The 6,608-nt window shown below is 71.0% G+C and carries 6 protein-coding genes; 2 read left to right on the forward strand and 4 right to left on the reverse strand.

Annotation, left to right across the window (positions count from 1 at the left end; all coding sequences use genetic code 11):
- Positions 1-8: 8 nt before the first annotated feature.
- Complete coding sequence (locus ACIRRH_RS39460; protein WP_403077496.1) at positions 9-434, forward strand: hypothetical protein; 426 nt, start codon at positions 9-11, stop codon at positions 432-434.
- Here ACIRRH_RS39460 and ACIRRH_RS39465 read toward each other — a convergent pair.
- Positions 412-651 carry a hypothetical protein gene (locus tag ACIRRH_RS39465; protein WP_403077498.1) on the reverse strand — a complete coding sequence of 80 codons (240 nt, stop codon included), beginning with the start codon at positions 649-651 and terminating at the stop codon, positions 412-414. The genes ACIRRH_RS39460 and ACIRRH_RS39465 overlap by 23 nt on opposite strands.
- Before the next feature lie 177 nt (positions 652-828).
- Here ACIRRH_RS39465 and ACIRRH_RS39470 point away from each other — a divergent pair, with 177 nt between their 5' ends.
- The gene (locus tag ACIRRH_RS39470; protein WP_403077501.1) at positions 829-2,415 is read left to right on the forward strand and encodes a Na+/H+ antiporter; all 1,587 of its coding nucleotides are present in this window, start codon (positions 829-831) and stop codon (positions 2,413-2,415) included.
- A 587-nt stretch (positions 2,416-3,002) separates the two neighbouring features.
- Here the strand turns inward: ACIRRH_RS39470 and ACIRRH_RS39475 are convergent.
- The 3 genes from ACIRRH_RS39475 to ACIRRH_RS39485 form a co-directional block, all read right to left on the reverse strand.
- Positions 3,003-4,424 (reverse strand): sensor histidine kinase, encoded by a 1,422-nt coding sequence (locus ACIRRH_RS39475; protein WP_403077528.1) that lies wholly within the window; start codon positions 4,422-4,424, stop codon positions 3,003-3,005.
- Positions 4,425-4,426: 2 nt separating this feature from the next.
- The gene (locus tag ACIRRH_RS39480; RefSeq protein ID WP_403077504.1) at positions 4,427-4,777 is read right to left on the reverse strand and encodes a GNAT family N-acetyltransferase; all 351 of its coding nucleotides are present in this window, start codon (positions 4,775-4,777) and stop codon (positions 4,427-4,429) included.
- Positions 4,778-5,108: 331 nt separating this feature from the next.
- Positions 5,109-6,167, reverse strand: coding sequence for an NlpC/P60 family protein (locus ACIRRH_RS39485; protein ID WP_403077507.1), 1,059 nt, complete (start codon positions 6,165-6,167; stop codon positions 5,109-5,111).
- Positions 6,168-6,608: the final 441 nt, after the last annotated feature.

Raw genomic sequence — 6,608 nt, forward strand, 5'->3', positions numbered from 1 at the left:
ACGCCACCATGCGCAGCACGCCCCGCAGAATCGTCCGGCTCCTGGTCGTCCACGTCTGCGCGGTCTTCCAGGCCCTCGTCCTCGGTAGTCCGGACGGCAGGTGCATCGGGTGCGGCTCCGCCGCCCGCACCTCGTCCACCAGGACGGCCCACGGCTCCCGGCTGTGTGGCCTCCCGGCCTGGGACCCCGTGGTGATCGACGAGGCGCACCGCACGGCCGGAGCGGAGGGAACGGAGTGGGCCGCGATCCGCAACGACGACCAGGTCCCGGCGGAGCGCCGGCCGTACTTCACCGCGACCCTGCGGATCACCGACGGCCGGAAGGCGGAGGACGGCTTGGCCGACCTCGGCGCTGACGCGGACGGCCAAGCCCCTCCGGCGATGTGCTCTGCCGGGTGTGGGCAGGTGGCTGTCAGCACTGCTCCGACCACATGAGGGAAACCTTGCGCCACTCCGGCGTGTTCGCGTTGTGGTGATCCAGCCAATTCTTGAGCGTGGCGCAGGAGTACGCCGGAACGTCGGGGTACGCGGTGGCGGTTGTCGCCGCCTTGGGGACGGGCGGCACGGCGGCGGCCTGCGACACCATGGCGGCTGAGGCCAGGAAGGGCGCGGCGACGACGGTGACCAGTGCCCGCCGAATGAAAGTCGACATGGCGTGCCTCCTCGCGGGGAGATTCAAGCAGCCGTTTTTCACCGTACGCCGGCCAGGGGACCGGTCCTTGTCGCCGAGGCCGCCGTTGCGCGGTGGGCTGGCGTCTGTAATCCGGTTACGTTGATAGAGCACATGGTCAGAGGGGGGTAACAAGCCGTAACCCACCGGGGACGCTGTATGACTGGCCTGACCGTCATCCTGCTGCTCGTGGTCCTGGCCACGGCCGTGGCGACCGGTGCCCGGCGCTGGCGCTTGCCCGCTCCCTCGCTCCTCGTCATCGCCGGTCTGGTCGTCGGGCTCATTCCCTGGGTTCCCGAGGTCCGTCTGCCGCCTCACGTGATCAGCGTGCTGGTGCTGCCGCCACTGCTCTACGCCTCGGCCGGGGAAATCTCTGTCCGCGACCTGCGCAGCGTGTGGCGGCCTGTGACCGGCCTGGTCTTCGGTCTGGTCCTGGCCTCGGCCGTCGCCGTCGGGTACGTCGCCCAAGCGATCACCCCGCTCACCACCGCGACCGCCTTCATCCTCGGCGCTGTCCTGGCCAGCACCGACCCCGTGGCCGTTACCGCACTCGGCCGGCGCCTGTCCCTCCCAGCGCGTGTGCAGGCCATGGTGCAGGCGGAAAGCCTGTTCAACGACGCCACGTCGCTGGTTCTGTACAAGGTCGCCGTGGCGACCGCGGTTTCCGGCACCGCCATCACCGTGTCCGGGACCGTCGAGCAGTTCCTGATCCTCGCGGGCGGAGGAGCCCTCATCGGCGCGGCGGTCGCCGCAGTGGTGGCCCTCATCCGCAGACGGACCGAGGAGCCCGTGCTGGAGACCGTCATCGCATTGGTCACGCCGTACGCCTCGTACGTCATCGCGGAGGACTCGCACGCCTCCGGCGTGACCGCCGTCATCGTGTCCGGGGTCGTCCTCGGCAGCACCGGCCACAAGCTCAGCAACGCTCCCATCCGTCTCCAGATCCACGCCGTCTACGACACCGTGACCTTCCTGCTGGAGAGCGTCGTCTTCGCCCTCATCGGTCTCGAGCTCCCCTCCGCCGTCCGTCACCTCGCGCACGACGAGCACGGCTGGCCGCTGTGGGTGCCGGTGATCGCCTTCACGGTGCTGGCGATCCGCCTGTTGTGGATCTTCCCGCTGTCCGCCCTGATCCAGTACCGGCACAAGGAGGGCGACAGTCGCCTCTCCTGGCGCGTTCCGGCCGTCCTGTCCTGGGCGGGCACCCGAGGCGTCATGCCGCTGGCTGCCGCGCTCTCCATCCCCCTGGTCACCCACACAGGGGCGCCACTGCCGCACCGGGCGCTCATCCTCACGCTCACCACCGGTACCATCGCGCTCACCGTCGTTTTCCAGGGCTTCACCCTCGCTCCTGTCGTCCGCCGCTCGGGCATCGCTCTGGAACCGGAGCACACCGCCCGCGAGGAGGCCCGGACCCGCCGGCACATTGCCCACACCGCTCTCGAAGAGCTCAAACAGCTTGGCGATCTGGATGAGCTCGCAGAACTGGGCACCGCCGCTGAGGCCGCCTTGAAACAGGCCCGTCGCGATCTGGAAGCGCGCATCCACCAAGCGGAAGATGCCCACTACAGCGACCCGGACGCCCGTCCCGCCGACGCCTACCGCGAGATACGCCGGACACTCATCGGCATCGAGGCGGCCGAGCTCCAGCGCCTCTACGAAGCAAACACGATCAGCAACGCCACCCGGCGCCGGATCCAGCGCGAACTCGACCTCGAGGAAGCCAGCCTCCGTGCCCGCGACTGACGGGTCTGTGCTGCAAGCGATACCCGCATCTGTGCTGCGCGAGCTCGGCCGCAGTTACCACCACGCCCGGCACTACGGCTTCGGCGAACCGTTCAGGACGCGGACGGACCTCCTGTCCGGACCGCCGGGGCGGCCCCGGTCAGGAGGGTGTCGACGGCACGCGTCGCGAAGTGCTCGTCGAGCGGGAGTTGACGGAAGACGATCCTCCGTGTCTGGCGCGTGGCGCGACCGGCACCAGCGGCACCACGGTGGCGACCGCCGCGATCAGCCACCCCACATCGACACACTCAGCGCTATCGACCCGAGCAGCCGTCGCCCCGACAACGCGTAGAGCACCTGCCGCGGGTCTCACCCGCGTCCGGCGCCAGGCCCGCCCCGCGGGCGAGCAGCTCGACGCGGAGCGCGACCGCCTGCTCCACGCCCAGGTACTCCAGTGTCGACTGCGCCTCGCCGTCGGCCGCCATGTCAGACCTCAGGAACTGCGCGCAGTGCCTTGTGGCCATCTTGTCCAGGGGGTTCCGCGGGGCCCGACGGGGAAGCAGCGCCGCGGCGCTGCTGCTGCTCGGCGGCCTGGTGGGGTGGCGGTGTCAGACGGCGGCCGGCAGCTCCAGCACGAAGCGGGCGCCGCGCGGGGCGTGCGCGACCCGCAGGGTGCCGCCGTGCCGGGTGGCGATGTCCGCCGCGATGGCCAGGCCCAGGCCGCTGCCGCCGGCGTCCCGGCTGCGGGCCTCGTCGAGCCGGGTGAACGGCTCGAAGATCCGCTCGTGCTCGGCCGGCGGGACGCCTGGGCCGTCGTCGCGTACCTCCAGCAGGCAGCGGTGCCCAGCTTGCCGGGTCGCGAGCACGATCTCTTCCTCTGCGTGCCGCTGGGCGTTGTCGAGCAGGTTGCGCACCAACCGGTGCAGCGGCATCCGGCTGCCGTGCACCAGGACCGCCTCGGGTGCGTCCACCCGCAAGGTGAGTCGGGCGCCGAGGACCGGCCGGTACTGGTCGGCGAGTTCGCGCAGCACGTCGGACAGGTCGACGGCGGTGAGCTGGTCGGCCGTCGCCGGGTGCGTGTTCCGGGTCAGGAGCAGCAGGTCCTCGGTGAGCTGCTGGAGGCGTTCGACCGAGGTGAGCGCCGCCTGGGTGGCGGCGGGCCAGTCGGTGCGCTCGGGGTGGGCCAGCGAGACCTCCAGGTTGGTGCGCAGCGCGGCGATCGGGCTGCGCAGCTCGTGCGAGGCGTCCGCGACGAAGCGCTGCTGCTGGATGGCCGAACGCTCCAGCCGGTCCAGCGTGGCGTTGGTGGTCCGGGCCATCCGGGAGATCTCGTCGCCGGAGCGCGGCACCGGAACGCGGCGGTCCAGCCGGTGCTCGCCGATCTCGGCCAGCTCGGCGCGGATCGCCTCCACCGGGCGCAGCGCCCGGCTGGTCGTCGCCCAGGCCACCAGCGCCACCAGGAGCGCGGCGGCCGGTACGCCGGCCAGCAGGACCGGGTCGACGGTGCGCAGCGAGGCCTCGGCGGCGAACGGGGTGGCCGGCACGTACACGGTGATCGGGCCGAGCAGGGGCTTCGTCGGCCCGGTGGTGTCCGCGGCCCGGTCGTACATGCTCCAGCTGTCCATGGCGGTGCAGGTGCGTTCTGAGTAGTGGTAGGCGGCGGTCGGGCCGGCGGGGCCGATGGTGATCCGCCCGCTCGCGGGTTGCCAGTCCTCGGGCGCGCGCGGTGGGGCGGGCGGGGACAGCAGGCCGGTCAGGTGCTGAGTAGCAAGCGGCCCGCCAAGGCTGACCAATTGGCCGTCCTTGTCGAGGATGATGTACGGCGGCAGATCGCTCCCGGCGAACTGCTGGCCGCGGGTGAAGCCGCGGGCGATCTCTCGCGCCTGGTACCTCGTCTCTGCGTCGGTGGCCTGCAGCTGGGCGTCGTACATGTGGCCGCGCAGCCACCAGGCGCCGCCGCCAAGCAGCAGCAGGGCCGCGAGGCCGGCCGCCAGCGCGGTGCGCAGACGGGTGGAGAGGCGGCTGAGCACGGTCAAGCCTCCAGGCGGTAGCCGGCGCCCTCGGGGTCTGCGAGAGCGGCGGCGGTGCGTTCGGCCTCGGCGAGCAGTCGGGTGGCGATGCCGTGTCCGCGGGCGTCGGGCGCGACGTGCATGCGCGTGAGCTCGGCCGCGCCGTCGGGGAGCGGTTGGACGGCGCAGCAGCCGACGGGTCGCCCGTCGGTCTGTGCGAGCAGGAAGCGGATGTCGGGGTGGAGGCGGGCGTCACCGGTGCAGGGTTCGTCGGGGTAGCTCGCGGCGAGGTCGGCGTCGAGGTCGCGGAGCAGCTGCAGGATTCCCGGGTCGTCGGGTGCGGCTTCGGTGATGGTCAGGTCGTGGGTGGCCACAGGCTGCGGTGCCTTTCGAGGATCAGGTCCAACTGGGTTCGCGGGACGCGCCGTTGGAGGTCCCGCGGGTAGGCGTCGGGGTCGGTCCCGACGGTCAGGGCCAGGCCGTCCAAACAGGAGACCGACGCAAGGACCCGTGATTCCCAGCTGACCAGTTCGGTCTCGATGCCGGTGGGGCGAGCCGAGCCGTCGTCGATCTCTCCGAAGGCGTAGGAAGGGCTGCTGGCCGTCAGGACGGCACCGGTGCGGCCGCTGCGGCGAGCGGCCTCCGGAGCCCTGGGGGCGCCGCCGACGGTGACGGCGGCGCCCTGGTCGTCGACGACTGCCTTTGTCAGATGCGGATGATCGCTGCGATCGGCATGACGGCGGCGCCCAGGTACTGGACGGTTTTGCCGGGCTGTGGGGCGTGGATGATCTGTCCGCCTCCCACGTACATGCCGACGTGGCTGTGGTCGTTGAAGTAGATGACGAGGTCGCCGGGGCGGGCGTTGGAGATGTCGGTTCCGATGTTGCTGCCGGCCGAGGCTTGGTCCTGTGAGGTGCGCGGCAGGGTGATGCCGGCTTTGGCGTAGGCCCATACCATCAGGCCCGAGCAGTCGAATGAGTTCGGGCCGGTGCCGCCCCGTACGTAGGGTTTGCCTTCCTCGGCCACGGCGGCGGCGACCGCGGCTGCCGCGTGCGAGCCCGTGGCAGTGCCGGCGTCTTTGGTGGTCTTGGGGTTTGTGCTGCTGTCGAGGCCGGTACGGCTGTCGGTGCGTGAGGCGCGGGTTGGGGAGGCCGCGTCGGCGGCGGCCTTGGCATCGGCGGCGGCCTTGGCATCGGCCTGGGCGAGTTGGTCGCGATCCTGCTGTGTCAGGGAGTTGAGCAGGGCTTGTGCTTTCGCCAGTTTTGCCTGGACCTCCTCCTTCGCCGCTTTCAGGTCCTTGGCGGTGGCTTCCAGGTCTGTCAGTTTCTGCTGAGCTTCGGCTTTTTGCTGGTCGAGCTTGCTCTGCTCGCTCCTGAGTGCCTTGAGCGTGTCGGCTTGCGTCCGGCCTACGAGCTGGGCCGAGTCGGCCTTGGAGAGGAAGGAGTCCGGGTCGCTGGAGAGCATGAGTTGTACGGTCGGGGACATCCCGTTGTTGCGGTACTGGTCGGCCGCGATCTCGGCGAGACCGCTCTGGGCGGTGCTCGCCTGTGCCTGCCGGCGTGCCATCTGGTTCTGCAGGTCGTTCGCTTGTTTCTGCAGGGTCTGCTGCTTCTCGGTGGCCGCGTTGTACTTCTCGGTGGCGACCTCGGCCTGGTGGTAGAGCTGGTCGAGCTGGCTCTTGACGTCGTCCTTTGTCGGTTTCGGGTCGGCGTGCGCACCGGTCTGGGAGGAAAGGGCGACCGCGGTTGCGGCGGCGGCGGTCATGACCGAGACGCATACGCGGCCCGCGGGCTTGGAGCGGCGGTGAGATGCCACGGAGACGGGCTCCTAGCAGGGAAGATGTGCGTGGAGGGTCGGCTCACCCGCCGGTGAGCAGCGAGACGAGGTGTCTGCCGACGCCGGCGGGCGTGTCCGGGAGCAGTTGGCAGGCGTTGCGGTCGCCTGGTGCGCCGCACCCCACCGTGACCGTGGCGGTGAACCGGGATGGGTCTGGTGGTGAGCAGCGCATCAGGGACCTGTTCCTGCGCGTGGAGCGGGCGGCGGCCGGCGCTATCAGAGCCGCTTCCAGCCGGGCGAGGGCTGCAACGGGCCCGCCCACCGGTGTAGGGGACGGGTCAGAACTGCCAGGTGGGGTCGTCGGCGATCGCCAGCAGGGCGGCCTCGTCCAGGCCCGCGTCCGGTTGTTCGGCCCACTGCTGGAGCGTC

Origin of the sequence: Kitasatospora sp. NPDC101235, assembly GCF_044767505.1 — a bacterium.
GTDB lineage: Bacteria > Actinomycetota > Actinomycetes > Streptomycetales > Streptomycetaceae > Kitasatospora.